This window comes from Streptomyces sp. NPDC006012, from assembly GCF_042871185.1.
Taxonomy (GTDB): Bacteria; Actinomycetota; Actinomycetes; order Streptomycetales; family Streptomycetaceae; genus Streptomyces.
This window is the reverse complement of record NZ_JBIAIE010000039.1, coordinates 1-26,631: the sequence shown is the minus strand read 5'-3', so window position 1 is coordinate 26,631 and position 26,631 is coordinate 1. Positions and strand designations below refer to the sequence as shown.

General features: G+C 72.1%; 27 protein-coding genes. 10 read left to right on the top strand and 17 right to left on the bottom strand.

What is annotated here, in order from left to right:
* Positions 1-119 precede the first annotated feature (119 nt).
* Positions 120-1,079: a threonine/serine dehydratase gene (locus tag ACFYPJ_RS36795; protein ID WP_389026156.1), complete on the top strand. Its 960-nt coding sequence runs from the start codon at positions 120-122 to the stop codon at positions 1,077-1,079.
* A gap of 200 nt (positions 1,080-1,279) precedes the next feature.
* Here the strand turns inward: ACFYPJ_RS36795 and ACFYPJ_RS36790 are convergent, their stop codons facing one another.
* The 7 genes from ACFYPJ_RS36790 to ACFYPJ_RS36760 form a co-directional block, all read right to left on the bottom strand.
* A complete protein-coding gene (locus tag ACFYPJ_RS36790) occupies positions 1,280-1,765 on the bottom strand; it encodes a DUF6328 family protein (RefSeq protein ID WP_389026099.1) in 486 nt (161 codons plus the stop codon).
* Positions 1,766-1,811: 46 nt separating this feature from the next.
* Positions 1,812-2,795, bottom strand: coding sequence for an aldo/keto reductase (locus ACFYPJ_RS36785; RefSeq protein WP_389026097.1), 984 nt, complete (start codon positions 2,793-2,795; stop codon positions 1,812-1,814).
* Between the two features lie 74 nt (positions 2,796-2,869).
* On the bottom strand, positions 2,870-3,508 hold the full coding sequence (locus tag ACFYPJ_RS36780) for a TetR family transcriptional regulator (protein ID WP_389026095.1): 639 nt from the start codon (positions 3,506-3,508) through the stop codon (positions 2,870-2,872).
* Positions 3,505-4,998: an MFS transporter gene (locus tag ACFYPJ_RS36775; RefSeq protein WP_389026093.1), complete on the bottom strand. Its 1,494-nt coding sequence runs from the start codon at positions 4,996-4,998 to the stop codon at positions 3,505-3,507. Before ACFYPJ_RS36775 ends, ACFYPJ_RS36780 begins: the two co-directional genes overlap by 4 nt.
* Positions 4,999-5,082: 84 nt before the next feature.
* On the bottom strand, positions 5,083-6,291 hold the full coding sequence (locus ACFYPJ_RS36770) for an FAD-dependent monooxygenase (protein ID WP_389026091.1): 1,209 nt from the start codon (positions 6,289-6,291) through the stop codon (positions 5,083-5,085).
* 329 nt (positions 6,292-6,620) lie between these two features.
* Complete coding sequence (locus tag ACFYPJ_RS36765) at positions 6,621-7,313, bottom strand: ribonuclease H (protein ID WP_389026089.1); 693 nt, start codon at positions 7,311-7,313, stop codon at positions 6,621-6,623.
* Between the two features lie 34 nt (positions 7,314-7,347).
* Entirely contained in the window at positions 7,348-8,142 is a 795-nt protein-coding gene (locus ACFYPJ_RS36760; RefSeq protein WP_389026087.1) for a VOC family protein, read from the bottom strand.
* Between the two features lie 168 nt (positions 8,143-8,310).
* Here ACFYPJ_RS36760 and ACFYPJ_RS36755 point away from each other — a divergent pair, with 168 nt between their 5' ends.
* The 4 genes from ACFYPJ_RS36755 (at position 8,311) to ACFYPJ_RS36740 (ending at position 13,054) form a co-directional block, all read left to right on the top strand.
* Positions 8,311-9,318: a zinc-binding alcohol dehydrogenase family protein gene (locus ACFYPJ_RS36755; RefSeq protein ID WP_389026154.1), complete on the top strand. Its 1,008-nt coding sequence runs from the start codon at positions 8,311-8,313 to the stop codon at positions 9,316-9,318.
* A 284-nt stretch (positions 9,319-9,602) separates the two neighbouring features.
* Complete coding sequence (locus tag ACFYPJ_RS36750; RefSeq protein ID WP_389026085.1) at positions 9,603-11,045, top strand: family 2B encapsulin nanocompartment shell protein; 1,443 nt, start codon at positions 9,603-9,605, stop codon at positions 11,043-11,045.
* A gap of 16 nt (positions 11,046-11,061) precedes the next feature.
* Complete coding sequence (locus tag ACFYPJ_RS36745; RefSeq protein WP_389026083.1) at positions 11,062-12,111, top strand: family 2 encapsulin nanocompartment cargo protein terpene cyclase; 1,050 nt, start codon at positions 11,062-11,064, stop codon at positions 12,109-12,111.
* Positions 12,112-12,175: 64 nt separating this feature from the next.
* Positions 12,176-13,054 (top strand): geranyl diphosphate 2-C-methyltransferase, encoded by an 879-nt coding sequence (locus ACFYPJ_RS36740; protein WP_389026081.1) that lies wholly within the window; start codon positions 12,176-12,178, stop codon positions 13,052-13,054.
* Positions 13,055-13,192: 138 nt separating this feature from the next.
* Here ACFYPJ_RS36740 and ACFYPJ_RS36735 read toward each other — a convergent pair whose 3' ends face one another.
* Together ACFYPJ_RS36735 and ACFYPJ_RS36730 are read right to left on the bottom strand one after the other, a co-directional pair.
* A complete protein-coding gene (locus tag ACFYPJ_RS36735) occupies positions 13,193-13,675 on the bottom strand; it encodes a VOC family protein (protein WP_389026079.1) in 483 nt (160 codons plus the stop codon).
* A 180-nt stretch (positions 13,676-13,855) separates the two neighbouring features.
* Positions 13,856-14,443: a DinB family protein gene (locus ACFYPJ_RS36730; protein WP_389026077.1), complete on the bottom strand. Its 588-nt coding sequence runs from the start codon at positions 14,441-14,443 to the stop codon at positions 13,856-13,858.
* 231 nt (positions 14,444-14,674) lie between these two features.
* Between ACFYPJ_RS36730 and ACFYPJ_RS36725 the strand changes: the two genes are divergently transcribed.
* Positions 14,675-15,562, top strand: coding sequence for an RNA polymerase sigma factor SigF (locus tag ACFYPJ_RS36725; protein WP_389026075.1), 888 nt, complete (start codon positions 14,675-14,677; stop codon positions 15,560-15,562).
* A 42-nt stretch (positions 15,563-15,604) separates the two neighbouring features.
* Here the strand turns inward: ACFYPJ_RS36725 and ACFYPJ_RS36720 are convergent, their stop codons facing one another.
* On the bottom strand, positions 15,605-16,057 hold the full coding sequence (locus ACFYPJ_RS36720) for an ATP-binding protein (RefSeq protein ID WP_389026073.1): 453 nt from the start codon (positions 16,055-16,057) through the stop codon (positions 15,605-15,607).
* Between the two features lie 340 nt (positions 16,058-16,397).
* Here ACFYPJ_RS36720 and ACFYPJ_RS36715 point away from each other — a divergent pair, with 340 nt between their 5' ends.
* A complete protein-coding gene (locus tag ACFYPJ_RS36715; protein ID WP_389026071.1) occupies positions 16,398-17,684 on the top strand; it encodes a streptophobe family protein in 1,287 nt (428 codons plus the stop codon).
* A gap of 172 nt (positions 17,685-17,856) precedes the next feature.
* On the opposite strand, the gene ACFYPJ_RS36710 is transcribed toward ACFYPJ_RS36715, so the two are convergent.
* The 3 genes from ACFYPJ_RS36710 to mgrA form a co-directional block, all read right to left on the bottom strand.
* Positions 17,857-18,306, bottom strand: coding sequence for a hypothetical protein (locus ACFYPJ_RS36710; RefSeq protein ID WP_389026070.1), 450 nt, complete (start codon positions 18,304-18,306; stop codon positions 17,857-17,859).
* Positions 18,307-18,479: 173 nt separating this feature from the next.
* The gene (locus ACFYPJ_RS36705) at positions 18,480-18,890 is read right to left on the bottom strand and encodes a hypothetical protein (RefSeq protein ID WP_389026068.1); all 411 of its coding nucleotides are present in this window, start codon (positions 18,888-18,890) and stop codon (positions 18,480-18,482) included.
* A gap of 703 nt (positions 18,891-19,593) precedes the next feature.
* Positions 19,594-20,586, bottom strand: coding sequence for an L-glyceraldehyde 3-phosphate reductase (gene mgrA, locus ACFYPJ_RS36700; protein ID WP_389026066.1), 993 nt, complete (start codon positions 20,584-20,586; stop codon positions 19,594-19,596).
* Between the two features lie 107 nt (positions 20,587-20,693).
* On the opposite strand from mgrA, the gene ACFYPJ_RS36695 reads away from it, so the two are divergent.
* From ACFYPJ_RS36695 to ACFYPJ_RS36685, 3 genes are all read left to right on the top strand, one after another.
* Positions 20,694-21,608 (top strand): LysR substrate-binding domain-containing protein, encoded by a 915-nt coding sequence (locus ACFYPJ_RS36695; RefSeq protein ID WP_389026064.1) that lies wholly within the window; start codon positions 20,694-20,696, stop codon positions 21,606-21,608.
* A 67-nt stretch (positions 21,609-21,675) separates the two neighbouring features.
* Positions 21,676-23,175, top strand: a complete 1,500-nt coding sequence (locus ACFYPJ_RS36690; protein WP_389026062.1) for a carotenoid oxygenase family protein — start codon at positions 21,676-21,678, stop codon at positions 23,173-23,175.
* A gap of 27 nt (positions 23,176-23,202) precedes the next feature.
* The gene (locus ACFYPJ_RS36685; RefSeq protein WP_389026060.1) at positions 23,203-23,718 is read left to right on the top strand and encodes a DUF664 domain-containing protein; all 516 of its coding nucleotides are present in this window, start codon (positions 23,203-23,205) and stop codon (positions 23,716-23,718) included.
* Between the two features lie 39 nt (positions 23,719-23,757).
* Here ACFYPJ_RS36685 and ACFYPJ_RS36680 read toward each other — a convergent pair whose 3' ends face one another.
* The 4 genes from ACFYPJ_RS36680 to ACFYPJ_RS36665 all read right to left on the bottom strand — a co-directional run.
* Positions 23,758-24,150, bottom strand: a complete 393-nt coding sequence (locus ACFYPJ_RS36680; RefSeq protein ID WP_389026058.1) for a VOC family protein — start codon at positions 24,148-24,150, stop codon at positions 23,758-23,760.
* Between the two features lie 222 nt (positions 24,151-24,372).
* On the bottom strand, positions 24,373-25,302 hold the full coding sequence (locus ACFYPJ_RS36675) for a M48 family metalloprotease (RefSeq protein ID WP_389026056.1): 930 nt from the start codon (positions 25,300-25,302) through the stop codon (positions 24,373-24,375).
* A complete protein-coding gene (locus tag ACFYPJ_RS36670; protein WP_389026054.1) occupies positions 25,299-25,670 on the bottom strand; it encodes a BlaI/MecI/CopY family transcriptional regulator in 372 nt (123 codons plus the stop codon). Before ACFYPJ_RS36670 ends, ACFYPJ_RS36675 begins: the two co-directional genes overlap by 4 nt.
* An 811-nt stretch (positions 25,671-26,481) precedes the next feature.
* Positions 26,482-26,631 (bottom strand): glycoside hydrolase family 19 protein (locus ACFYPJ_RS36665; protein WP_389025955.1); only part of this gene is annotated, 150 nt, incomplete at its 5' end.

Here is a 26,631-nt window from a genome sequence, read left to right as displayed (position 1 = left end):
CTTCCCGGCGGGCCGCGGCCCGGGCACAGGTCCCGGAGTTGACCTTCGCAGGGTCCCCGGGTCAGGGTTCGGGTCGGCGCGGTCCCCGCCCCGACACCGCGCCGGAGAGGATGAGTTCCTTGATCGGCATCTCGGACATCCAGGCCGCGGCGCGGAGCATCGCCGGGCATGTCGTACGCACCCCGACGGTACCGAGTCCCGGACTGTCCGCGCTGCTCGGCGTCCCGGTCACGGCCAAACTCGAACTGCTCCAGCGCACCGGATCGTTCAAAGCGCGCGGTGCCACGGCGAAGCTGCTCACGCTGAGCGAGGCCGAGCGCGCGGCCGGAGCGGTCGCGGTCAGCGGCGGCAACCACGGGGTCGCCCTCGCGGTCATGGCCGGCGCCCTCGATGTGAAGGCGACGGTCGTCATGCCCCGGACGGCGCCCGAGCGCTCGATCGAGATCGCACGGGAGGCAGGGGCGTCGGTGCGGCTGACCGACGGCATGGACAGCGCGTTCAAGCTGGTGAACCGCTTGCGGAACGAGGGGCTGACACTGGTCCACCCGTTCGACGACCCCGTCGTGATCGCCGCGCAGGGCACTGTCGGACTGGAATTCGCGGACGACGCCGACGAACTGACCGATGTCGTCGTCAGTGTCGGCGGCGGCGGTCTGATCTCCGGGGTGGCGGCGGCGCTGCGTGCCCGTCGGCCGGACGTGCGCGTCTGGGGGGTGGAGACGGCCGGCGCCCAGGCGATGTCCGAGGCGCTGGCGGCGGGCGGGCCGGTGCCGGTCGACCTGTCCTCGGTCGTCACGACGCTCAGCGCCCCGTCGGTGTCCCAGCTGACGTACGACCATGTCTCGGCCCTGGTCGAGGAGGTCCTCGTGGTGTCCGACCGGGAGGCCGTCGAGGGCTGTCTCGACCTGGCCGACCACGCCAAGGTGTGGTCGGAGCCGGCCGCCGGCTGTCTGCTGCCCGCGGCCCGCCAGGTGCTGGAACGGGTGGGCGGGCACGCCCGGCTCGGACTGGTCGTGTGCGGGGGCAACATGACGCCGCGGGACCTCATGGGGTTCACGGAGCGGTTCGCGCTGCGGTGACGGACGCCCCGGCACCGTAATCCGGTGGCCGGACGGTCCCGGCTCCTCCTCGATGCCGTCCGGTGCGGGACACACCGTGGGTGCCGGTCCGCCTGGCACGCCGCAGGCGCCGGGACCGGCCGGCCCCGGCCCGGAGGTGGCCCGCGAGCAGGGCCGGGCGCCGGCAGGTCCGAGTCGGCCGGGACGCCCGGCTCACGGACTCAGCGCGTGGTGTGGCGGCGGCGCACCCACAGCGGCAGCAGATACCAGCAGACCAGGTACCAGACCACCACCGCCGCCACCAGCCACACCACGGCCGTGTCGTGCCCGGCCACCCTGAGGATCAGCAGCAGCGAGGTGGTCATGGTGGCCAGCAGCAGGAACAGACCGACGAAGGTCAGCCGGGAGGCCCAGCGCACCGCCCGGGGTTTCACGCGGCGCCCGGAGACCATGCGGTGCAGGGAGACCGGTCCGATGAGGGCCCCGGTCGCGCAGGCGCCGAGCACCACGGTCACGGTGTAGATGGCCTGGTCGGCGTCGGCCAGGTCGTCGTACTTCGCGCTGAACACGACGGTGAGCAGGAAGCCGAACAGGATCTGGACGCCCGTCTGGGCGACGCGGACCTCCTGGATGAGTTCGCTCCACATCCGGTCGGCCCGCTCCTCGTCGCTCTCGTCGCGTCCCGTCCGGTCGCCCGCGTGCGTCATGGGATGCGGTTAACCGTCCGGCCTGCCGTTCAAACGGCCGCTGCCCCTACCAGCGGTCCTCCACCTGGGCCTTGATCCGGCGGTCGTACAGGTCCCGGATCGCGGCCAGGGTCTTCGCGGGCGGCTGCGGGAGTTTTGCGGCGGCCGCGTTGGCGCGGGCCTGGCCGGGAGTGCGGGCGCCGGGGATCACGGTGGTCACGCCCGGCTGCTCGACGATCCAGCGCAGGGCGAGCTGGGCCGGGGTGTATCCGTCGGGGGCCAGGTCGGCGAACTCGGCGGCGGCCTCGACGCCGGTGTCGTAGTCGACGCCGGAGAAGGTCTCGCCCTGGTCGAACGCCTCGCCGTGCCGGTTGAACGTGCGGTGGTCGTTGGCGGCGAAGACCGTGTCCTTGGTGTACCGGCCGGACAGCAGACCGGAGGCCAGCGGCACCCGGGCGATGATGCCGACGCCCGCCTCCCGGGCGGCGGGCAGCACCTCACCGAGCGGCTTCATGCGGAACGGGTTGAGGATGATCTGTACGCTCGCCACGCCCGGCCGGGCGATGGCGGTCAGCGCCTCGGCGCAGGTCTCCACGCTGACGCCGTACGCGGCGATCCGCTCCTCGGCGACCAGGGTGTCCAGGGCGTCGAAGACCTCGTCCGAGGAGTACACGGGCGTCGGCGGGCAGTGCAGCTGCACCAGGTCGATCCGGTCGACGCCGAGGTTGCGCCGCGACCGGTCGTTCCAGGCGCGGAAGTTGCCGAGGACGTAGTTCTCCGGGATCTGGTCGACCCGGCGGCCCATCTTCGTGGCGACCTGCACCTCCAGGTCGGGCCTGCCGCGCAGGAACGCGGCGATGGTCTGTTCGCTGCGTCCGTCGCCGTACACGTCGGCCGTGTCGAAGAAGGTCACTCCCGACTCGGCCGCCGCCTCCAGCACGGCGCGCGCCTCCTTGTCGTCGACATCGCCCCAGTCGGCGCCGAGCTGCCAGGTGCCGAGACCGACGGCCGATGCCCGCTGTCCCGACCTACCGAATACGCGTTCGTCCATGCCATCAGTCTGTCATCTGCCTCCGGTCCGTCCGGAACGGCCCGCTCCGGACGGGCCGTGGGCCGGCGCGGACGTCAGGACGAGGGCGTCAACTGCGCCTGGACGAGCGGCCCGTAGCGTTCGACGACGGTGTCGGTGTCGCAGGCGCGCAGGTGCGCACCGCGGGCGATGCCGTACATCGCGCCGAGGCCGACAAGCGCGGCGACGGCGAGTTCGGCGCGCAGGCCCGCGTCGGGGCCGGGGAGCCGGCCGGCCAGGCGGGTGGTCACCTGAGCGCGGAAATTCTCCCGCAGCACGGCGCCGTGGTCGCCGTGCAGGGGCGCGAAGACGATGCGCACCAGCGGGTCCGCACCGCGGCGCCGCTGGCCCTCAAGGACATAGCGCACCATGTGCGGACCGAGCCGTTCCAGGGGCGCGTCCAGCAGTGCCTCCGCGTCGGTCTCGAAGGACATCACGCGGGCGAACAGGGCGTCCTTGCTGCCGAAGTACTTGAGGATCAACGGCGGGCTGACGCCGGCGCGTTCCGCGACGGCCTTCAGGGTGACGTCGGTGTGCGGCTGCCGGGCCAGGAAGTGGCGGGCCGCCCTCAGGATGGCGGCCCGGGTCGCGTCGGCGTCCCGGCGGGCCGATGCGGCGGTACCGGCCGGGACGGATGCGGCAGCGCCGGTCGAGGCGGGTGGGTCGGTGCCGGGTCGGGAGGCCATGGTGTTCATGCTCCCTCCATCGCCCGCTCCCGTGCGCCGCGGGGGGTGCCGCAGGTCGGCCGGGGGTCGTCCGGGGCGGTGCCCCCGGGAATGGCCAGGGCCGCCGCGCAGGCCGCCAGGGCTACGGCGCCCGCCATCGCGAACGCCAGTAGATAGCCGTGCAGCGTGGGCACCGGGACCCCGCCGACCGGGCTGCTTTGGTGCACGAGGAGGGCGGCGATGGCCGCGCTGGAGATCGCCTGGCCGATGGTGCGCATGAGGACGTTGACGCCGTTGGCTGACGCGGTCTGCCCGGCCGGCACGGCCCGCAGGATGAGGGTGGGCAGGGCCGAGTAGGCGAGGGTGGTACCGGTGGCGACCACCGTGGCGCCGACGATGATCATCCAGAGGTCCCGGCTGTCCGCGATGCGTACGGCGTAGCCGCAGGCGATGACCGCGGCCCCGAGGGCGAGGGTGATCCGCGGACCGCGGGCCGCGGAGATGCGGGCCGACAGGGGCGAGAACAGCAGCATGGTGATACCGCCAGGCAGCAGGCACAGCCCGGTGGCGACGATGGACAGACCGAGGCCGTAACCGGTTGCCTCGGGCGCCTGGACCAGCTGGGCGGTCACGAGGGTGTTGGCGTAGAAGGCGAACCCGGTCAGCAGGGCCGCGACGTGGGAGAGGCCGACCCGGGGGCGGCTGACCAGCCGCAGGTCGACCAGTGGCCGCTCGGCGCGCAACTGGTACCACCACCACAGGGCGAGGACGGCCACCGCCGCGAGAAACAGCCCGAGGATCCGCGGGCTGCCCCAGCCCCACTGCCCGCCCTGGGAGACACCCAGCAGCAGGCACATCAGTCCGGCGGCGAGCCCGCACGCGCCGAGCACGTCGAACCGGCCCGGCTCCCGTACGGGCGACTCCTTGATCGCCCACCAGGCGAGCAGCACACCGAGCGCGCCGAGGACGGCGGTCAGCCAGAACATGGTGTGCCAGTCGGCGTACTGCACGACGAGCGCGGCCAGCGGCAGACCGAGGGCCGCGCCGATGCCGACCGTGGAACTCATCAGGGCGACCGCGGAACCCCGGCGTTCGGGCGGCAGTTCGTCCCGCAGGATGCTGATCGACACCGGGACCACGGAGGCGGCCGCGCCCTGGAAGGCACGGGCGGTGATGATCACGGAGATGTCGGAGGACAGGGCGCACATCACGGAGCCCGCGGTCATCAGGGTGAGCGCCCCGACCAGCACCCGGCGCTTGCCGTACATGTCGCCGGCCCGGCCGAGCACCGGCGTGAGGACCGCGCCGGACAGCAGGGTGGCGGTGACCGTCCAGGAGACGGTGGCCGGGGACGCCCCGGTGAGCCGGGGCAGGTCCGGCAGCAACGGCACGACCACGGTCTGCATGACGGCCATCAGGATGCCGCCGAAGGCCAGCACCGGGACGGTCGCCCGGTCCCTCGCGCGCGCCGCTCCGACGCGGGCGCCGGGCGGCGGGGATATCGGGGCGGGCTGATCCATCGGCGCTCCTGGAAGCGGTCGGAGGTTGGTGAACGGCCATTCACCCTAGCAGGTGAATAATCGTTCACCAGAACTGCCCGATTCCTACCGGTGGCCGTCCGACGACCGCGCGTACAGGGCCTTGGCGGCCCGGGGGCCGAGCCACCGCTTCAGCCTGCGCAGCGCTTCCAGCCGGCCGGCCGCCTTGTCGATGCCGTAGTAGAGCTGCGGCGGGACGTACGGCAGCAGGGGCGAGTGGCGCTGGCCGAGCAGGGCGAACATGCGGTGCGGGGGCAGTTGGATGTAGCGGGGCAGGTTCTCGTACCACTGGGCGCTGTAGCGGGCCGCGCTCTGCACCGCGAGCAGTTCGGCCTTCCGCTGGCGTTCGTAGGCGTCGAGCGCCCGCGGGAGGGTGTCGTGGGCGCGCAGGGCTGTCGCCAGGCCCATCGCGTCCTCCAGGGCGAGGGTGGTCCCGGCACCGACGGAGTAGTGCGTGGTGTGGGCGGCGTCGCCGAGCAGGACGAGGTTGCCGCGGGACCAGGTGCGGTTGGTGAGCGTGCGGAAGTTCAGCCATGGGGCGCCGCCGTCGCCCGCGGCGCGGCCGATGAGCCGGTGGCCGTCCAGCACTTGGGCGAACAGCGTCTCCAGCAGGGCGAGGCCCTCCGTCTCGGGCAGCCGGTCCAGGCCGAGTCCGGTGAAGGTCTCGGGGGCGCATTCGACGACGCAGGTACTGCGTTCGCCGCTGTAGCCGTAGCCGTAGCACCAGATCCAGCCGTGCTCGGTCTCGACGAACGCGAAGGTGAAGGCGTCGAAGACCCTGGAGGTGCCGAGCCAGATGTAGTGGTTGCGGCCCGCCCTGACCTCGGTGCCGAAGTGGCCGGCGTGCGGGGCACGCAGGGCGCTGTGCACGCCGTCGGCAGCGATGACGAGGTCGGCGCCGGCCGGCGCGGTGCGGACCGTGCTCTCGAACTGCAGCCGTACGCCGAGGGAACGGGCGCGGGCCGCGAGGATCTCCAGGAGCCGGTGGCGGCCGATGCCGAAGCCCTGGTCGCCGTGGTGGTGGGTGGCGAGGCCACGCACATGGGCGACCCCGTCGCTCCAGCGGACCGAGTGCTCCTCGACGGCGCGCGCCGACTCCAGGTCGTGCGCCCCGAGTTGGTCGAGCAGGCCGCGCCAGTAGGTGACGCCCCAGCCGTAGGTCGAGCCCTCGGGGCGGCGTTCGTGGACGGTGACGTCGCACGACGGGTCCTGCCGCTTGAGCAGGATCGCGAGATACAGCCCGGCGGGCCCGCCTCCGACACAGACGACCTTCACGGCACACCCCTGGTAATCGTGCAGTCACTCGACGTGATCGATCGAAGACGCAGAGTAGCAGTGCGGGGTGGGTCGGACTGCGGTTCGGCCCGCCGTCTTCCTCAGCCGTGCCGTGGACGTCCACCAGTGGACAGGGCAGACGCCGTCGGTGCCGTACGCCGTGGCCCCGTCCGGCGGGGACGGGGATGAGCACAGGAGCAGGGACCGGCATGGGGACGACGGGCCCGGCCCGGAGGAGGCGACATGGGCGGGCAGGGGCCGAACGAGCGGCGGCCGGGCGGCCGGGCGCACCGCGCCGGGTACCGGAAAGGTCCCGCCCGGTCCCCCGGTCAGACCTCCGCGGTACGGCACTCCGGATGGCCCCAGCCCTGGGCGTTCTTGGTGATGGGCTCGCCGGCCGCGTAGGCGCGGCCGCACACGCAGCGGCCGGGGAACTTGGCCTTGAGGGTGCGGGAGGAGGAGCCGCCGCCCGCGCGGCGGGCCGGCCCGCGCCGGGAGCCGGAGGACGCCGGGGCGCCGGACGACGGCGGTGGTTCCGGCGAACCGAGGGCACTGCCCGCGGGCTCCTGGGCAGAGGCCGCGTGGCTGGCCGCGCGGTCGGCGAAGTCGTTCAGCGGGTCGCCGTCGACCTGATGGGCGGGGACATAGCGGAACTCGACGGAGCGGCCTTCGAGCAGTTCGTCGATTCGGACCACCAGGTCCTGATTGGCGACGGGCTTGCCGGCGGACGTCCGCCAGCCGTTGCGCTTCCAGCCGGGCAGCCAGGAGGTGACGGCCTTCATCGCGTACTGCGAGTCCATCCGGACCTCAAGCGGCACCTCGGGGTCGGTGGCCACCAGCAGGCGCTCCAGAGCGGTCAGTTCGGCGACATTGTTGGTGGTCTTGCCGAGCGGTCCGGCGGCCCAGCGGTCCGGTGACTCCGCCTCGTCGGACACCACCCAGGCCCAGCCCGCCGGGCCGGGGTTTCCCTTCGAAGCCCCGTCGCACGCGGCCACCACACGTTCACCCATGGGCACGATCATGCCATGGCGGTGCGGACCGTCCGTCCCGGCCCGGTCAGACGTCCTCGGCCCGGGGCATCTCGCCCGCCGCCGTCGAGATGTCGATCACCGAGAACTGTGCGCCCTGTGGATCGCTGAGCGCCGCGAACCGGCCGAACGGGCTGGTCATCGGGCCGAAGTGAAGGATGCCCCCGAGCTTGGCGGCCTTGGCCACGGCGTCGTCGCAGTCGGCGACCCCGAAGTAGACATTCATGTACGACGGCACCTCGGGCGGGAAGTCGTCGGTCATCTTCATGCGGCCCAGGACGGGGTCGCCGCCCAGGTCGAACAACCGGAAGTCGACGGCGTCGTCCACGACCTGCTTGGCCCGGTACCCGAAGACCGCGCAGAAGAAGGCGTCCGTCCGTTCGGGCTCGCGGGTGAAGACCTCGGCCCAGGTGTAGGCACCGGGCACGGCGACGGCCTCGAAGCCCTCATGGCTGTCCGGCTGCCACACGCCGAACAGGGCGCCACCGGGCTCGCGGGCCAGGCACATGGTGCCGAACCCGCCGACCTGCATCGGCTCCATCAGGATCTCGCCGCCGTTGTCCCGGATCCGTGCCGCGGTCGCTGCGGCGTCGGGCGAGGCGACGTACAGACACCACTGGGACGGGCCCTCCTGACCGGACATGGACGGGACGACGGCCGCCACCGCCCGGCCGCCGGCGTAGGCCAGCGCATAGTTGCCGTACTCCGCGGACGCCTCGCCGAAGGCCCAGCCGAGGACGTCGCCGTAGAAGGTCTTGGCCCCCTCGGCGTCGTCGAACATCGCGTCGGCCCAGCAAGGGGTTCCCTCAGGTGGTGCGGCCATGGATCCGCCCTCCGGTGCGTCGGACTGCCCGCACCCTCACGCTAGCCAGCCCGGCTGCCACCCGCGCGCCGAACCGGCGGACCTGCCCGAGACTGGAGGCGGCGGGCGGGTACGGCGGGCTGCGACGGGACGGGGCACGGCATGGCGGACTCGACGGCGACAGGGACCATGCGGGCGTGGTCGGTGACCGCGCCGGGACCGGTGGAGGGGGAACCCCTGCGGCTCGTGGAGCGTCCGGTACCCGTCCCCCGGGACGACGAACTGCTGGTGCGGGTACGCGCCTGCGGGGTGTGCCGGACCGACCTGCATGTCACGGAGGGGGACCTGCCGGTGCACCGGCCCGGGGTGACCCCCGGGCACGAGGTGGTCGGCGAGGTCGCCGGGGCGGGGCAGGGCGTCGAGGGCTTCGCCGAGGGCGACCGGGTCGGTGTGGCCTGGCTGCGGCGCACCGACGGCACCTGCGCCTACTGCCGGCGGGGCGCGGAGAACCTTTGCCCGCGATCGGAGTACACCGGCTGGGACGCGGACGGCGGTTACGCGGAGTACACGACCGTGCCGGCCGCGTTCGCCTACCGGCTGCCGGGAGCCGTGCCCGACGTGGCGCTGGCGCCGCTGCTGTGCGCCGGGATCATCGGCTACCGCGCGCTGCGGCGGACCTCGCTGCCGCCGGGCGGCCGGCTCGGGCTGTACGGCTTCGGGGGCAGCGCCCATCTGTGCGCGCAGGTGGCGCTCGCCGAGGGCGCCCGGGTGCACGTCCTCACCCGTGGTGCCGAGGCCCGGCGGCTCGCTCTGGAGCTGGGCGCGGTCTCGGCGGGCGACGCGTACGAGGCGCCGCCCGAGCCCCTGGACGGCGCGGTGCTGTTCGCCCCGGTCGGCGATCTGGTGCCGGTCGCACTGCGGGCGCTGGACCGGGGTGGTGTGCTGTCGGTCGCGGGCATCCACCTCAGTGACGTGCCGCCGCTGCACTACGAGACCGATCTGTTCTACGAGAAGGAACTGCGCAGCGTCACCTCCAACACCCGTGCGGACGGCCGGGCGTTCCTGGCGCTGGCGGCGCAGCACGCCGTCCGTGCGACGACGCACGGCTATCCGCTGTCGCGGGCCCCGCAGGCGCTCAGGGACCTCAAGGCCGGGCGCTTCGGCGGCGCGGCGGTGCTGGTCAACGACTTGTCCTGAGCGGCGAACCTCCGTGACATCACCGGCCTTCGCTGAGGTCAGCGATCTTTCCCGAGATCAAACGCGACCTTGTCACCGCGTGCGGGAGCAGACGGGAGGCGCGCGGCGTGATCGTCCGCGCGCCGTGTGCCACGAGCCCTGGGTTTGCGCATCCCCTGGTGCGAACCCGCCCCCTTCGTGCTATCCCACGCCGCCGCCCCAACTGCTTGGCTTGTCCGAGCACACCACCACCTCGCACACCACCGACCGATCCGGTCACCCCTGTTCACCCAGTGGGAGGGAAAGTGTCCACTCCGGACAGCGCCACCGGCTCCGAGATAGCCGAGCCCGCCCAGGCCCTTTCGGCCGGGCGGGAACTCACCAGCCTCGGAACCCGCGCGGCCCGCCGGCTCGCCACGACCACCAAGTCCGAGCCCCAGATGCAGGCCATCACCTCGCGATGGCTGCTGAAAACGCTGCCGTGGGTGGACGTGAAGGGCGGCACCTACCGGGTCAACCGCCGGCTCCAACTGCGCACCGGTCGTGGCCGGGTGCACTTCGAGCAGAACGGCGCCGACGACATCAGGGTGATCCCCGAGACGCTGACGGAACTGCCGGTGCTGCGCGGTTATTCCGATGTCGAGGTGCTGCGGGAGCTGGCGGCGCGGTTCGAGACCCGTGAAGTGCGCGCCGGGCACCTGCTGTTCGAGGCCGGGCAGCCGGTCAGGGAGGCGTATCTGGTCGTCCACGGCCGGTTCACCCGCTTCGCCGCCGGCAAGTACGGCGGGGAGGAGGTCATCGGGGTCGTCGCGGACGGCGATCAGATGGGCGACGAGGCCGTGGGCCAGTCCGACCCGCTGTGGCTGACCTCGGTGCGGGCGGAGACCGCGGGCGTGGTGCTGGCGTTGCCCTGGGCCGTGGTGGAAGAGGTCACCGAGCGGGCGCCGTCCCTCGGGGCGCATCTGCGCGCGTACGTCGAGCGGCAGCGCAAACCCGTGAACCGCAAGGGCGAGGCGGACGTCCCCATACAGGCCGGCCACGTGGGCGAGCCGACGCTGCCCGCCGGCTTCGTCGACTACGAACTCGCCCCGCGCGAGTACGAGTTGTCGTTGACGCAGACCGTGCTGCGGGTGCACACCAGGGTCGCCGATCTCTACAACGATCCGATGGACCAGACCCGGCAGCAGTTGCGCCTGACCGTCGAGGAGATCCGGGAGCGCCAGGAGTGGGAGCTGGTCAACAACCGGGAGTTCGGGCTGCTGCACAACGTCGACTACGGCCAGCGCATCAGCACCTTCACCGGTCCGCCGACCCCGGACGACCTCGACGAACTGCTGTCGATGCGCCGCAGGACCAAGGTACTGCTGGCCCATCCGAAGGCGATCGCGGCGTTCTTCCGGCAGTGCAACCGGCGCGGCCTGGTGCCGGGCACCGCGAGCCTGGACGGGCACGAGGTCCCCGCCTGGCGCGGGGTCCCCCTCCTCCCGTGCGGCAAGATCCCGGTCAGCCGGGAGCACACCAGCAGCATCATCGCGCTGCGCACCGGTGAGGCCGACCAGGGTGTCGTCGGCCTCTACCAGACCGGCATCCCGGAGGAGTACCAGCCGGGCCTGAACGTCCGCTTCATGGGCATCGACACCGCCGCGATCATCAACTACCTCGTGACCGCCTACTACTCACTGGCCATCCTGGTGCCCGACGCGGCGGGCATCCTCGAAAACGTGCAGATCGGCCGGAGTGCCGAATGACGGCGTGGAGCATCACATGACCACATCCCCCACCTCCCTCACGCTGCCCGGACCGCCGAACATCGCGCGCACGCTGTCCACCCGCCGCACCGGCGCGATCCCCGGGCTGCGGTACCGGCCGGCCGTGCCCGCCGACCCGGAGAAGGCCGCCGAGGTCGACCGCAGACTGGAGGCATGGGCGCGTGAACTCGACCTGTTCCCCGCGGCCTGGCAGGGCGACTTCACCGGCTTCCAGTTCGGCCGGGCCGTGGCGCTTCAGCATCCGGGGGCCGCCGATCTGGATCGGCTGACCGCCGCAGGCAAGCTGCTGCTCGCGGAGAACGTCGTCGACTCCTGCTACTGCGAGGAGGACGAGGGCCGCGGCGGAGCGCGCGCCGGTCTGGGCGGCCGGCTGATCCTGGCCCAGTCCGCGCTCGATCCCTTCCACGGTGTTCCCGAGCTGGAGGAGGAATGGCGCGAGGGCATGCGGGCGGACGGGCCGCTGCGTTCCTACCACTTCGCGCTCAAGGACTTCGCGAGCCTCGCCACCCCCAGCCAGACCGACCGGTTCGTGCACGACATCGCCCGGCTGCACCTGGGCTACCTGGCCGAGGCCGCCTGGGCGGAGACCCGGTACACGCCGCGGGTCTGGGAGTACCTGGTGATGCGGCAGTTCAACAACTTCCGCCCGTGTCTGTCGATCGTCGACGCCGTGGACGGCTACGAGTTGCCCGAACCGGTCTACGCCCGCCCCGAGATCCAGCGGATCACCGCGCTGGCCTGCAACGCCACCACCATCGTCAATGACCTGTACTCCTTCACCAAGGAGCTGGCCAGCGACCCCACCCACCTCAATCTGCCCCAGGTCGTCGCCGCGAACGAGCGGTGCGGGCTGAAGGCCGCCTATCTGGAGTCCGTCGAGATCCACAACCGGATCATGACGGCCTTCGAGGAGGAGTCCGCCCTGCTCGCCGCCACTTCGCCGCTGGTCGCACGGTACGCCGAGGGGCTCGCCGCCTGGGTGTCCGGCAACCACGAGTGGCACGCCACCAATTCCCACCGCTACCACCTGCCCGATTACTGGTAATCGCTGCCGCAGGCAGTCGCAGGCTTTCCGAACCACTGTCCAGCTGCGCCACGAGGAGTCACCGTTGACCACCGCCCCCGTCGCCCGTACCACGACCGCACCGGTGCCGACCCAGTCCACGTACCAGAACCGCGTCGCGGATTACTGGAACGCCGAGGAAAACCCGGTCAACCTCGAACTGGGAAAGATCGACGACCTGTACCACCATCACTACGGCGTGGGTGAGGCCGACTGGACGGTGCTCGACGAGCCCGATCCCGAGCTGCGCCGGGAGCGGATCACCGGCGAGCTGCACCGCCTGGAGCACGCCCAGGCCGAACTGCTCGCCTCCCATCTCGGCCCGCTGACCTCCGCCGACCGCGTCTTCGACGCCGGCTGCGGGCGGGGCGGCGGCAGCGTCGTGGCCAACCTGCGGTACGGCTGTCACGCGGACGGCGTCACGCTCTCCGCCAAGCAGGCCGACTTCGCCAACGAGCAGGCCCGTAAGCGGGGCATCGCGGACAAGGTGCGCTACCACCACCGCAACATGCTCGACACCGGCTTCGAACGGGGTGCGTACGCGGCTTCCTGGAACAACGAGTCGACCATGTACGTCGAGCTGGAGCTGCTGTTCGCCGAGCACGCCCGGCTGCTGCGCCGCGGCGGGCGCTATGTGGTGGTCACCGGCTGCTACAACGACACGTACGGGCGGGCGTCGCGGGAGGTGTCGCTGATCAACGCGCACTACATCTGCGACATCCACCCGAGGTCGGCGTACTTCCGGGCGATGGCCGCCAACCGGCTGGTCCCGGTGCATGTCCAGGACCTCACCGCGACCACGATCCCCTACTGGGAGCTGCGCAAGCAGGCCGACCACCTGGTCACGGGCATCGAGGACACGTTCCTGTCCGCGTACCGCAACGGCAGCTTCCAGTACCTGCTGATCGTGGCAGACCGGATCTGAGCCCCGATCCGGTCTGCCGGACATGAGCCGTGCCCGGTCCACTCCCCCGGCATCCCGCGGCGCCCCGCTCGGGCGAACGCGCGGGCCGTTGTGGACCGGGCACGGGTCGCAGGGGCGGTCATGGGACCGCCGAGGCGGCTACGCGCCCGCGTAAGCCTTCCGCAGCGTGGCGATGTCGAGTTTGCCCATCTCGTACATGGCCTGGGTGGTGCGGGTCGCCTTCTCCGGGTCGGCGTCGCCGAGCAGGTCGAGGAGCCCGTCCGGGACGACCTGCCAGGAGACGCCGTACTTGTCCTTGAGCCAGCCGCAGGGGCCGGGCGTGCCGCCGTTCTCGGTGAGCTTGGTCCAGTGGTAGTCGACCTCTTCCTGGTCCGCGCAGAAGATCTGGAAGGAGATCGCCTCGGTGAAGGTGAACTGCGGACCGCCGTTCAGCGCCACGAACTTCTGGCCGTTCGCCGTGAACTCGACGCTGAGCACGGAGCCGGCCTGGCCCGGGCCCGCCTCGTTGTAACGGCCGATCCGTCCGATGCTGGAGTTCTTGAAGATCGAGACGTAGTAATGGGCGGCGTCCTCGGCCTGCCCGTCGAACCAGAGGCAGGTGGTGAATCCGTCGGCGGTCATCGGTACCTCCTGAAGCATGGAGCGCTGTCCCCCATACGACCGGCCCGCGGCCGGAAACTCATCGGCCGGCCGACCGGATCGGTGCCACAGGGGGCGGCGGCGGGTCCGCGTGCTTCGGCGATGTCACCGTGTCCCGGCACCCGAAGGTCCGGACGAGCCGATGCCGTGCGCCCAAGCTGTTTACTGGCCGACCCGTCCGTCGATCCGTTCGCGCAGGAAGTCGGCGTGCCCGTTGTGCCGGGCGTACTCCTCGATCATGTGCACCAGTACCTCGCGCAGTGTGATCGGCTCGTCCGCGTCGCCGCTCGTGCCGGTGACGTCGAGGTTCGGTGCCTCGGACACCAGGCGCTCGGCGAAGGCGGTCTCGGACCGCCAGGTCCGCCATGCCTCGGCGACGTGCTCCGGGTCGGGCACGGCGCCGTCGAATTCTCCGTTGGGGTCGTCGGCGGTGCGGTAGAGGCGGGGTGCCTGCTGCCCGGCCATCACCCGCCGGAACCAATGGTGCTCGACTCCCGCCAGATGACGGACGAGGCCCAGCAGCGACAGGTTGGACGGCGGTACCGAACGCCGGGCCATGGCCTCGGCGTCCAGCCCGGCACACTTCATCTCCAACGTCAGCCGCTGGTCCCGCAGATAGCCGACGAGTGTGTCCCGCTCCCCCACGAATCCGCCGTCGCCGCGTGGATCGTCCTCGGGTCGAACGAACATGTCCCACCAGCCGAACAGCCGGTCGGGCAGCGCGCCCTGAGGTTCTGTGATGTCAGTCATGGTTCACAGGATCGGCGGTGCGCACGGTGGCCGCCAACCGATTTCCGGCCCGCCTCCGCACGAGGCGCATGCCCCGGCCCACCCCGGGTAGGCGAACCACGAACGAAGTATGGCGCGCCAGGTTGCGGGTACGTGAGCCGGCATGCCAGGACAGACGGACCGGGGACGCGGCACACGGACCGCGGACCGCGCGTCCGGACAGCGAATCGTGACTTGCGTGGGGAGAGGGCAATGGACACCGCCGGGATCCGGCCGGGAACAGACGTCGTCGAGAAGACCGCAGAGAACGGAGCAGGCGAGCAGCCACTGCCGGGAATCGAGGACCCGACGTCGATCGCGCCGCGTGACGCCCGGGAGTTGTCCCGCCAGTTCTTCCAGCGGCTGACAGAACTGGAAGAAGGCACCCCGGAGCACCAGTACGCGCGCAACACGCTCATCGAGATGAACATCTCACTCGTCCGGTTCGCGGCCGGCCGGTTCCGGGGCCGCGGCGACGACATGGAGGACATCGTCCAGACGGGGGTGATCGGTCTGATCAAGGCGATCGACCGGTTCGAGCTGTCCCGTGAGGTGGAGTTCACCTCGTTCGCCGTGCCGTACATCGTCGGCGAGATCAAGCGCTTCTTCCGCGACACGACCTGGGCGGTGCACGTACCCCGGCGGCTCCAGGAGCTGCGCGTCGAGTTGGCCAAGGCCCGCGAGGAACTGGCCGGCCGGCTGGACCGCGAGCCGACGGTCGCGGAGCTGGCCGCGCTGATGGACATCTCCGAGGACGAGGTGGTCGAGGGCCAGCTGGCCGCCAACGGGTACAACTCCGCGTCGCTCGACGCCGCGCTCACCGGCGACGGTCCGGAGGACGGCGAGGCGGTTCTCGTCGACTTCATCGGTGTCGAGGAGGAGGGGCTGCGGCTCGTCGAGGACTTCCAGTCGCTGGCGCCGCTGATCGGCGATCTCAGCGACCGCGACCGGCAGATCCTTCATCTGCGGTTCGTGGAGGAGGCCACCCAGGCGGAGATCGGCGAACGGCTCGGCTGCTCGCAGATGCATGTCTCGCGCCTGATCAAACGGGTCATCGCGCGTCTGCGCCGGGGCATGCTGGGCGAACTCGGCTACGCCTGACGGGCGCGGCCGGGCCCGCGCACCGAGCGGCGCGCGCCCGGCTCAGCGGGCGAGGGTGAGGAGAGCGCGTACCCGTTTGCCGACGGGTACGCGCTCGGTGGTCACCTCGGCGGCCAGGGCGTGCACGATCTCCAGGCCGTGCCGCCCGACGCGTTCGGGATCACGCGGGTAGCGCCTGGGCAGGGCCACGCTGCTGTCGTAGACGGACACCGTGACGGCCGCGTCGGTGCCCTCCAGTTCGAGGATGTACGGGCCGTCGCTGTGCCGGTCGGCGTTGGTGACCAATTCGCTGACCACCAGGAGCAGTTCCTCGTCGGCGCGGTCGTCGATCGTCGCGCGCCACGCGCTCCTGAGCTGTTGGAGGAAGACCGCGGCGAACGATCGTGCCGCGGCGATGCATCCGGGCTCGCCCGTGAAGTGCGCCGCCCGCCGAAGCGGTTCCACGGGCACATCGAAACCAGTCGGTATCACTGCCCCGTCCAGGTGCTCGAACATCTGTATCTCTCTCGGAGGCCGGTCTGGCCGGTCACTGCTGCACCAGTGCTCGTACCCCGAGGAGGACCCCGCAGTCCCGTCGCGTGTTCGCCGACCGCGCACGGCGGACCTCGGGACGGCACTCCGGGACATCTGGAGCGTAGCCGGTACGGGACGGACAGACCCGGCTCACCGGGAAACTGCTCCCGCTCGCCGGCCCATAACAGGCCGGACTGCAGGCCGGGAACAGGCCGGACCGCCGGTCCGAAAGTCCGGTCCGGGCGGGCGCGCGGGCGCCGGCCGAGGCAGCGGACGGACCACAGCGGGGGCGGTCCGTCCGGACGCTGTCTAGCGTGGCAGCGTGAGCGCCATCACCACCGCCGACCGGCCCGTCCGCCGTCACGGCTGGCTCCAGGCCGTGGCCACGGTGCTGGCGGCGCTGGTCGCCATGCTGGTCGTGGCCGTGCTCGGGCTGTGGGCGGCCGGGGCCGCCCGGCTTCCGGACGGCGCGTTCGCCCGGGTCGTCGTGGCGACCGTGGTGACGGCGGTCGGGGGCGGTGTCGAGCTGTCGGGGAACGCGGGGGCGTTCGCCGAGACCCGGGCGGGGCTCGCGGTGGTCCCGCTGTCGGTCGCCCTCGTCGGGGTGTTCGTGGTGGGCGGGGCGTTCCTGCGTCCGCTGCGCCGCCGGCAACCGCTCCGCGCCGGGGAACTGGCCGGGTGGGCCGCACGGATCGCGGTGCTGTGGCTGCTCGGGCTGGCCGGCCTGGCACTGGCCGCCCGTCAGACCTTCGCCGTCGACATCGGCAGCGGCGTGCTCGGCGACCTCACCGGCCTGTTCGACTCGGCGCCGAGACTCGGGTTCGCCGCGGACGTGCCGCGGACGGTGCTGTTCGGTCTGCTGTGGCTGGTCGGTGTACTGGTGCTGGCACTGCTGGTGTCGCCCGGGGTGCCGCTGCCGGGCCGGCTGCCGCGGTTGCAGGAGTCGGCGCGTCCGGCCGTGCTGGCCGTGGTGGCGCTGCTGCTCGCGTACGTGGCCCTGGGTGTGGTGACCGCGCTGGTGACGGCGGCCGTACGCGGGCATGGCGCGGACACCTTCGCGGTGCTCCTGCTGGGGCTGCCGAACCTGGCCTGGCCGGCCCTCACCGTCGGTCTCGGCGCGACCTGGCACGGCCGGGTGGACGGTCCGTTCGGACTGCCCATGCCGCACATCCTGGACGAGGTGCTGCGCACCCCGGGCGTCTCCACGCTGAACCTGCGCACGCTCGCCGAGCACGACGGGCGGGCATGGTGGCTGCTGGTGGCGGCGGTCGTGCTCGTTCCGGCCGCCGCGCTGCTGATGGTGGCACGGTCACCGGCTCGGGTACGGGCCTGGCAGCACGCGCTGCACTTCGCCGTCGTCCTCGCCGTGGCCGTACTGGTGATCTGCCTCGTCGGCCGGATCTCGGCGCACTACGGGCTGTCCGTGCTGGGCATCGGCGATCTGGGCGGCGGGCTGTCCGGGGAACTGCTGCTGCGGCCCGACGTGTGGCCGGCGGTCGGTCGGGCAGCAGTGTGGGGGCTGGTCGCCGGATTCCTCGGCGGACTGCTGGCACGGCCCCTGCACCGCCGGGGCGGGACCGGGCCGGAACGACGCGTGAGGAGGCGGTGAGACGGGCTGCCGGGTACGGGCCTCCGGCCGTTCCTTCCCGTCCTCATGGTTCGCCGTCCGCTGCCGCGGCACCGGACGGCGGGTGGCCCGACGCCGGGTGGCCGGACGGCGGGGTGTCCGGGTGCTCGCGGTCGGTGGCGTAGGTGCTCAGCCGTCTGCCGTCGCCGTCCAGTCACCGCTCCTGGTCGGCGTCGTACATCCACATCGACTCCCCGTCGACCGCCACCCCGGTCCGCAGCCCGCGTGTGCGGTCGCCGAAGGACTGCCCGTCCAGGTCGCCTGCCGAGAGGTCCACCACGGCCGCCGGTAGTGGGCGAGGGCGCGTCCGGCGCGGTCCAGCAGCGGGCCGGGATCGGCCGTGTCGGCCGGCGGCCGGGCCGTGGGGTACGGCGACGAGAAAACGGCCGTCCACCCAGGCGGTCCAGCCGTTGGCGCAGACGATGTGCGCCCAGTCGCCGTGCCACTCGGTGAGCCGGACCGGAAGCAGTGGGTCGAGGGGCACCGTGGGCCGGGCGGGGTCGGGCGTCTCCCAGGCGGGGCGCCCGGACCGGGAGACGGCAGGGCGTGGACGGTGATCCGGCGAGGCCGGAGTCGCGTGGCCGCACCTCGCCGTGCGGTCCATGCCGGTCTCCACGCCGTGTCCGGGCGCCGCCGGGGGCGATGGCCGGCCACTCCGCCCTGGCCGGAATTCTACCGATTCGCTCATCTGTGCGCCCGCCCACCGGGCCGGCTGGCGACCCACGCCCACCGGCCGTGGTCACGTGGCCGGGACGGGAGAGGCGCGAGAGGCGCGTATCAGGCGACGGGCAGGACGAGCGCCGGGATGGTGCGCTGCATGCGCAGGGCGTCGACGGACTCGGCGAGCAGTTCGTACTCCGTGGTGTCGTCGGCGACGGCGATCCGCACCAGCCGGCCGCCGGCCAGTTCGTCCGCCACGAGTTCCTGCTGGACGTCGTCGGCGCACCAGGTGCGGAGCAGTCCGGGTACATCGGGTATGGTCGCCGCCACGGGGACGAGGGCGCCTGGCGGGACGCTCGGGTCCTCGGGGGTCGGATCGAGGCGTTCAGCGATCCAGGACGCCCGGTCCCGGAGCCACCACAGGGCGAGGGCCAGGGTGGGTGCGCGGTAGGTTCCCAGCGGCACACCGATACGCTGTCCGCCGCACGTCCCGTACGCGGTGACATGGCACAGGAATTCGTCGTGCACGATCACTCCCCCGTCGCCTCGCTGTAGGGTGCCGGCCGGCCCTCGCTTTCCGTGCGGCTCCTGAGCGGTGAAGTGCCCCTGGCGTTCGAGTATCTTCACTACTGAAACACTGTCACCATGCCTTTCCGGCCAGTCTCCTGGCATTTGGGGCCTCTCGCATGGCCGGATTGCGCCCCTGTCGTGGTCGTGCCTTCATGACCTGCGAGGCAATCGACCGCCCCGCGCCGCCGGACCGGGTGGCCGCACCGGATGGGCAAGCCGTCGACGCGGATCCTGACCGGTAAGGACGCCTCGATGGAGGCTGATTCAGCATGCCCGTGAACACGGAACGTCGCCACACCGCCACCGTCCGCGCCTTCGAGGCGTGGACCGCCACCGAGCCTGCGGCGCACACGAAGGCATTCGCCGCGTCCATGCCGCGCCATTCACTGCGGCATGGACGCCGAAGGCCGGATCACCTGGGCCCTGTCATTTTCGGACCGGTCACCCGCCGAAGCCTGACGACCCGCCCCGAACCGCCTCCCGGCACGTGCGGGAGCCGACGACGAGGCCGGCGCGGTACGGGGGTCCACGCCAGCCTCGTCATCTGGCTACGGCTGTCTGCACAGAGCTGCCCAGAGCTGCCCTGGTGCATCCTTGGCCATTTGAGGACCTTCAGACCTTTAAGGCCCTTCCCAGTCCCTTTTGTTCACTCCTGGACTGTCTACGCCTTGATGATCGCGTCGATCCGGTCCAGTTCGTCCGCGTCGAAGTCCAGGTTGCGGATGGTCGCGACGCTGTCCTCGATCTGCTGCGGGCTGCTCGCGCCGACCAGCGCGGAGGTCACCCTGCCGCCGCGCAGTACCCAGGCGAGGGCGAGCTGGGCCAGGCTCTGGCCGCGGCCCTTGGCGATCTCGTCCAGGGCGCGTACCTTGCCGACGAGTTCCTCGGTCACCGCGTCCCGGTTCAGGAACTGACTCCCGCTCGCCGCCCGCGATCCCTCCGGGATGCCGTGCAGGTAGCGGGCGGTGAGCAGGCCCTGCTCCAGCGGGGAGTAGGCGATCGAGCCGACCTGCAGCTCGTCCAGGGCGTCCAGCAGGCCCTCGTCCTCGGGGCGGCGGTCGAGCATCGAGTACCGCGGCTGGTGGATGAGCAGGGGGGTGCCCAGCGCACTCAGGATGCGGGTGGCCTCACGGGTCTGCTCCGCCGGGTAGTTGGAGATGCCGACGTAGAGGGCTTTGCCCTGCTGCACCGCGGAGTGCAGCGCGCCCATCGTCTCCTCCAGCGGAGTCTCCGGGTCGTAGCGGTGGGAGTAGAAGATGTCGACGTACTCCAGGCCCATCCGCCCGAGGCTCTGGTCGAGCGAGGCGAGCATGTACTTGCGCGAACCCTGCTCACCGTAGGGACCGGGCCACATCAGGTAACCGGCCTTGGTGGAGATGATGAGTTCGTCGCGGTAGGCCGCGAAGTCCGTCCTCAGGGCCTCGGCGAGGGCGGACTCGGCGGCACCGGCCGGCGGGCCGTAGTTGTTGGCCAGGTCGAAGTGGGTGACACCGAGGTCGAAGGCGCGGCGCAGGATGGCGCGCTGGGTCTCCGCCGGACGGTCGGGACCGAAGTTCTGCCACAGACCCAGGGACAGGGCGGGGAGCTTCAGGCCACTGCGGCCGGTGCGCCGGTAGGGCATGTCGGCGTAACGGTCGGGGTGTGCGGTGTACAACGCGACTCCAGAGGGGTTGGCACACGGTCACCCCCACTCTTCCCCGGCCGACGGGCAGCGGTCCAACAGGAGAATGAGATGAAATTGAGCGGCTAGGCTTCTCAATCATGGAATTGCGTCATCTGCAGCATTTCGTCGCCGTCGCCGAGGACCAGCACTTCACCCGGGCCGCGGAACGGCTGATGGTCTCCCAGTCGGGTCTGTCGGCGTCGATCCGGTCGCTGGAGCGCGAACTGCGGGCCCCGCTGTTCGTGCGCACCACTCGCCGGGTGACGCTGACCGAGGCGGGGCGCGCGCTGCTGGCCGAGGCGGAACGGATCCTCGCGCAGGTGCGGGCCGCGCACGAGGCGGTCGCGGCCGTGCAGGGCGTGCTGCGCGGGACGCTGGCACTGGGCACCGAGCAGTGCATCGCCGGGGTGCAGGTGGCCGGGTTGCTGGCCGCCTTCCGGAGAAGCCATCCGGACGTGGAGATCCTGCTGCGGCAGACCGGCTCGGGCGCGCTGGCCGAGGAGGTCGCGGCCGGGCGGCTCGACCTGGCCTTCGCCTACCGCACGCAGGACGACACGGATCAGTTGCGCTCGGTCGCGCTGACCAGCGAGCCGATGACCGTGCTGTGCCATCCCAGCCACCGGCTGGCCACGGCCGGGGCGGTGCTGGAGCCGGACGACCTCGGCGGCGAGGTCTTCGTCGACTTCCACCCGGACTGGGGCCCGCGGCGCACCACCGACGCCGTCTTCGCCGTGGCCGGCGTCCGCCGTACGGTCGCGCTGGAGGTCAACGACGTGCACAGCCTGCTGGACCTGGTGGACGAGAACCTGGGGATCGCCGTCGTGCCCCGCCACTTCCGGCACAAGCGGCCCTCGCTGGCCGCGCTCCCGCTGAAGGGCGCGGACGAGGCGGAGTACGAGACGATCGCCCTGCTGCCGCCCGAGCGGGCCACCAGCCCGGCGGCCCGTGCGCTCATGACCCTGCTCGAAACAGGGGGCCTGGCACCACCCCAGGACGGGGTTCACCCCTCCTGATTCCGCCGGTCCGCCGCCGCAGACTCTTGTCCACTGCTCACGGCGACCACGGCCAGGAGGACCGACCATGGCGGAACACACACGGCGGAGCGTACTGCGCGGCACGGCGGGGATCGCGGCGGCGGCAGCCCTCACCGGGGCGGCGGGCCACCGTGCGGCGGCGGCGTCGGCGCGGCACGCGACAGCTCGTCACCACCCTTTTCTGGAGGGTGCGTTCAGGCCCGTCAGCGAGGAACTGACGGCCTTCGACCTCCCGGTCACCGGCCGGATCCCGCGCGAACTGAACGGCCGCTTCCTGCGCAACGGCCCCAATGTGCTGGGCCTGGAGGACCCGCGTGTCCACCACTGGATGCTCGGCGAGGGCATGGTGCACGGCGTCCGGCTGCGCGACGGACGGGCGGAGTGGTACCGCAACCGCTGGGTGCGCTCCTCACAGGTGGCGAAGAAGCTCGGCGAGCCCTACCCGGGCCCGGTGCCGCCGGACGACTTCCCGTGCAACACGCATGTCATCCCCTACCGCGGCAAGATCCTCGCCTTGCAGGAGAGCGGGCCGCTGCCGTACGAACTCGACGGCGAGCTGAACACCGTGGGCACCCATGACTTCCGGGGCACGCTGGACGGCGCGTTCGCCGCCCACACCAAGTACGACGCGCACGCCGGTGAGCTGCACGCCATCGCCTACTACCCGACCTGGGACCACGTCCGGCACCTGGTGGTGGACCCGTCGGGGCGGGTCGCGCGGACGACCCGGATCCCGGTGCCGGACGCGCCGATGATGCACGACTTCGCGCTCACCGAGAAGCACGTCGTCATCTTCGACATCCCGATCACCTTCGACCCGGCGGCGGCCGAGCGCGGCGATCCGGTGCCGTACGTCTGGAACCGCGACCATCCCGCGCGGGTGGGCGTCCTGCCCCGCAGCGGCGGTGCGGCCCGCTGGTTCGAGGTGGACCCGGTCTACTACTCGCACACGCTGAACGCGTACGACGAGGGGTCGTCCGTGGTCATCGACATGACGACGTATCCCGCGCCGTTCCTGGTCGCCGGGCACGGCTCGGGCGGCCCCTACGGGCCGGGCACCGCGAAACTCGAACGCTGGCGCGTGGACCTGCACGAGGGCCGCATACGGCGACGGACGCTGGACAACCGGCCGCAGGAATTCCCGCGCGTGAACGAGACGCTGGTCTCCCGGCGGCACCGGTACGGCTATTCGGCGGCCGCGGCCGACATGACGCTGGCGTACCTCACCCCGGACGGCACCCCGCCCGACCGCTCCTTCTCCAACGCGCTCATCAAGCACGATCTGCTGCGCGGCACCACCGAGGTGCACCGGCTGCCGCGGGACGCGGCGGCGGGCGAGGCGGTGTTCGTACCACGGGACGCGGCCGGCCGACGGACCGCGGAGGACGACGGGTACGCGATCGCGTACGTCCACGATCCGGACCGCGGAGCCGCGGACCTGGTGATCCTCGCGGCGCAGGACTTCACCGGCGAACCGGTGGCCCGGATCCATCTGCCGGGACGGGTGCCGCTGGGCTTCCACGGAAGCTGGATTCCGGACGCGTGACGGCGAGTGATGGGCCAAGGTGGACGTATGCATGCCCGGGACATCCTCATCGACGGCTACAGCCGCATCCAGGACGAAGTCCATGCCGCGCTCGACGGCCTCGGCGCGGACGAGCTGCACGCCCGTCCGGTGCCGGACGCCAACCCGGTCGCCTGGCTGGTCTGGCATCTCACCCGGGTCCAGGACGACCATGTCGCCGACGCCTTCGGCCTCGACCAGGTGTGGCTGGCCCAGGGCTGGGAGAAGCATTTCGGCCTCGGCCTGCCGCGCCACGACACGGGGTACGGGCACAGCGCGGCGAAGGTCGCCAGGGTGCGGGTCGCCTCGGCCGATCTGCTGACCGGCTACTACGACGCCGTGCACACGCAGACCCTGGGGGTGCTGCGCGAACTGCTCGCGGGGGACCTCGACCGCGTCGTCGACGAGCGCTGGGACCCACCGGTCACCCTCGGAACGCGGCTGGTCAGCGTCCTGTCCGACGACCTCCAGCACGCCGGGCAGGCCGCGTACGTGCGCGGCCTGCTGCTCGGCTCGGCTGGGTGACCCGGCAGAACCACGGCAGGATCACGGCGCCGTGCGGGGTCAGCCGGCCGGCTGGAGCAGGTCCCAGCGGTTGCCGTACAGGTCCTGGAAGACGGCGACGGTGCCGTACGGCTCGTGCCGGGGCTCCTCCAGGAAGGTCACACCTGCGGCGCGCATGCGCGCATGGTCGCGGGCGAAGTCGTCGGTGTGCAGGAAGAAGCCGACTCGGCCGCCGGTCTGGTCGCCGATCCGGGAGCGCTGACCGGTGTCCGCGGCACGGGCCAGCAACAGGCCGGTGCCGAGCTGGTCCGGCCCCGGCGCGACGACGACCCAGCGCCCGCCGCCGGGCCGCGCGTCGTCCTCGACCAGCCGGAAGCCGAGTGCCCGGGTGTAGAAGCCGATCGCCTCGTCGTAGTCGTCGACGACAAGGGTGACCAGGGCGATGTGTCTCATCGTGGCCTCTCGGTGGAACGTGGTGGCTTGCCGGTGGAAGCCGAGTCGGACGGTGAGTCGGGAGGTGAGTCGCACATCGCGAGGGAGCGACGACCGTAGAGGTTATACGTAAAACTAGGCAGCCGTCAGTTGTCAGTGCCCGCCCGTTGGGCATCGGTGGGCCGCAGAGCGGCCCGGCAACCGCCAGTGGGATTCGGTAATCCGGGAGCCGGGATCCGGGCGTCAGCGGCTCTGCTCACCCTGCGCAACCTCCACGCGGTGGTGGAAGTCGATCATTCCGGTCCCCACCGCGGCGCAGGAGACGGCCACGCAGGCGGCCAGCAGGACGGCGATCCAGGAGACGGACCGGCGCGGGGCGGCGGGAGTGGACAGCAGTGCCTGGACCCGCCGGGGCACGGGCCCGCTCGTCGCGGCGGGAGCGAAGTCCGGGCGGGCGGAGCGCGCGCTCTGCCCGGCGAGGGCGGCCCGGGCGATGGCACGGGCGGTCAGCCGCCGGTCCCCGACGGCTCCGGCCGCGGCCTCGTCGGCCGCCCGTTCGGCCGCGAGCCGGATGGTCTCGCGCACCGGGCGCAGGGCGGGGTGGCAGTGCGCGGCGAGCTCGGCGGTGGCGAGGAAGAAGTGGTGACCGCCGTCGTTGTGCGCCCGTTCGTGCGCGAACAGCGCCTCGCGTTCGGCCGCGTCCAGGCTGCGCAGCATGGCGGTCGTGACAACGATGCGGTGCGGTCGCCCAGGCAGCGCGTAGGCGTCCGGCCGCGGCGAGTCCACCACACACAGGTCGCCGGCCGCCGGCCCGAGTCCGGCCTCGTCACGCGCCGTCCGGAAGGCACGCAGCTGGTGCAGCACCGAGCGCACGAGGGTGCCGGCGCCCACGGCGAGCACGCCGACCGAGGTCGCCGCAGCGGGCACGACGACGAGGTCGGAGGCGGTGCGCAGCGGGTGGACCAGCTCGCCGAGCGCCGCGAAGACCGGCAGCTTGAGCAGCCCGGTGACCACGAACGCGCCGAGCGCGGCCAGCGAACAGCCCGCGAGGACGATCGCCGAGACGGTGATCACCCACAGCGCGACGGCGGGTGCGAGCCGGTCGAGGGTACGCCGGGCCAGCGCCGGCATGGCCAGCGGGAGCAGCAAGGGAAGCAGCAGCAGCGCGGTCATCGCTCACCGGGTTCGAGCAGGTCGCGCAGGACGCGCTCGTCGTCGGGGCTGAGCTGCGCGACGAACCGGGCCAGCACCGTCTGCCGGTCGCCGTCGCGGTCGAGTTCGGTGTGCATGCGGCGGGCCGTGAGGCCCTGCGCGTCCTGGACCGGGACGTAGGCGTAACCGCGGCCCTGGCGGTGCCGGTCCACGACCCCCTTCTCATGCAGCCGGGACAGGATCGTCGTCACCGTGGTGCGCGCCAGGTCGGCGCCCAGGCTGAGCTGCACCTGGCCGGGGGTCTGCGGCCCGCCGGCCGCCCACAGGGCGGCCATGACGCTCGCTTCGAGCTCGCCGGCCGGCCGGCGTTCGTCCTTCGAGTCGGTCATGGGAACGTCCTTCACCCGTTTCGTCCACGGCCCGTGGAACGTCTACACGATTGTAGTCGCCCGGGCCGCCGTCGTACGGCTGTGCCCGCACCCATTATGCGAGGCACCGCCCGACTGAAAAGGGGCCACCCATCTGTGACCTCAGGGAACCTGCCTCCCGGGCCCGGGGCCCCGGACTCCGGGGCGCCGGCATCGGACCCCGGGCTCTGGGACTCGGAGCTCGGCCCTGACCCAGGGTTCCCCTCTTTCCAGGCGCCCTGGCGAGGTTCTGTCCAGCTCCCGCCCTGGCCGTCGCCACCTGAAGACGTCAGGCCGAGCACTCCGGTGTCGGGATGCACGGAGGCAGCAGCGCCTGCAAGATGGATCTTGCGGGTAAGACCACCCGGGAATTCGGCACCCCCGTCCGCCGTATCGGCGTCGGAGTGATGCGGCTGACGGTCGACGCGGCCCGAAGGTGCGGGGCCGGCGGAGCGAGAACGCGCCAGGAGATGCGGGGCCCGCAGGGCGGGCACCGGAGATGCAGGGTCCCGCAGGGCGGGCCCGGTGGCGTGGGACCTGGCGAGGCGGGACCTCGCGCGGGGACCGACGGCGCGGCCCGCTGCCGGTCGAGGCGGCGGGGCGAGTTGCGTACCCGGATCCGCTGCGGCGCCAGGGCCGGCCGCAGCAACCGTCGTGGCGGCGTGGGCCGCAGGCGCCACGGCCGTCGCGGTGAACGCGGCGGCCGTGGCGAACGGGGTGTGACGGTGCACCTGCGGATGGCCCTCCGCTGCGGGTTTCGCCCACGCGCAGGGCACCGTCCCACGGATCGGTGTCAGCAGGAGAGGTTGCCGCCGGGGCTGACGCCGAGGATCTGGGCGAAGCGCTGGTAGGCGTCGATGCGGCTTTGGACCTGGGCCGGGTTCTTGCCGTCGCATTCGAGGGAGCCGTTGATGGAGCGGATGGTCTGGCCGAAGCCGGCGCT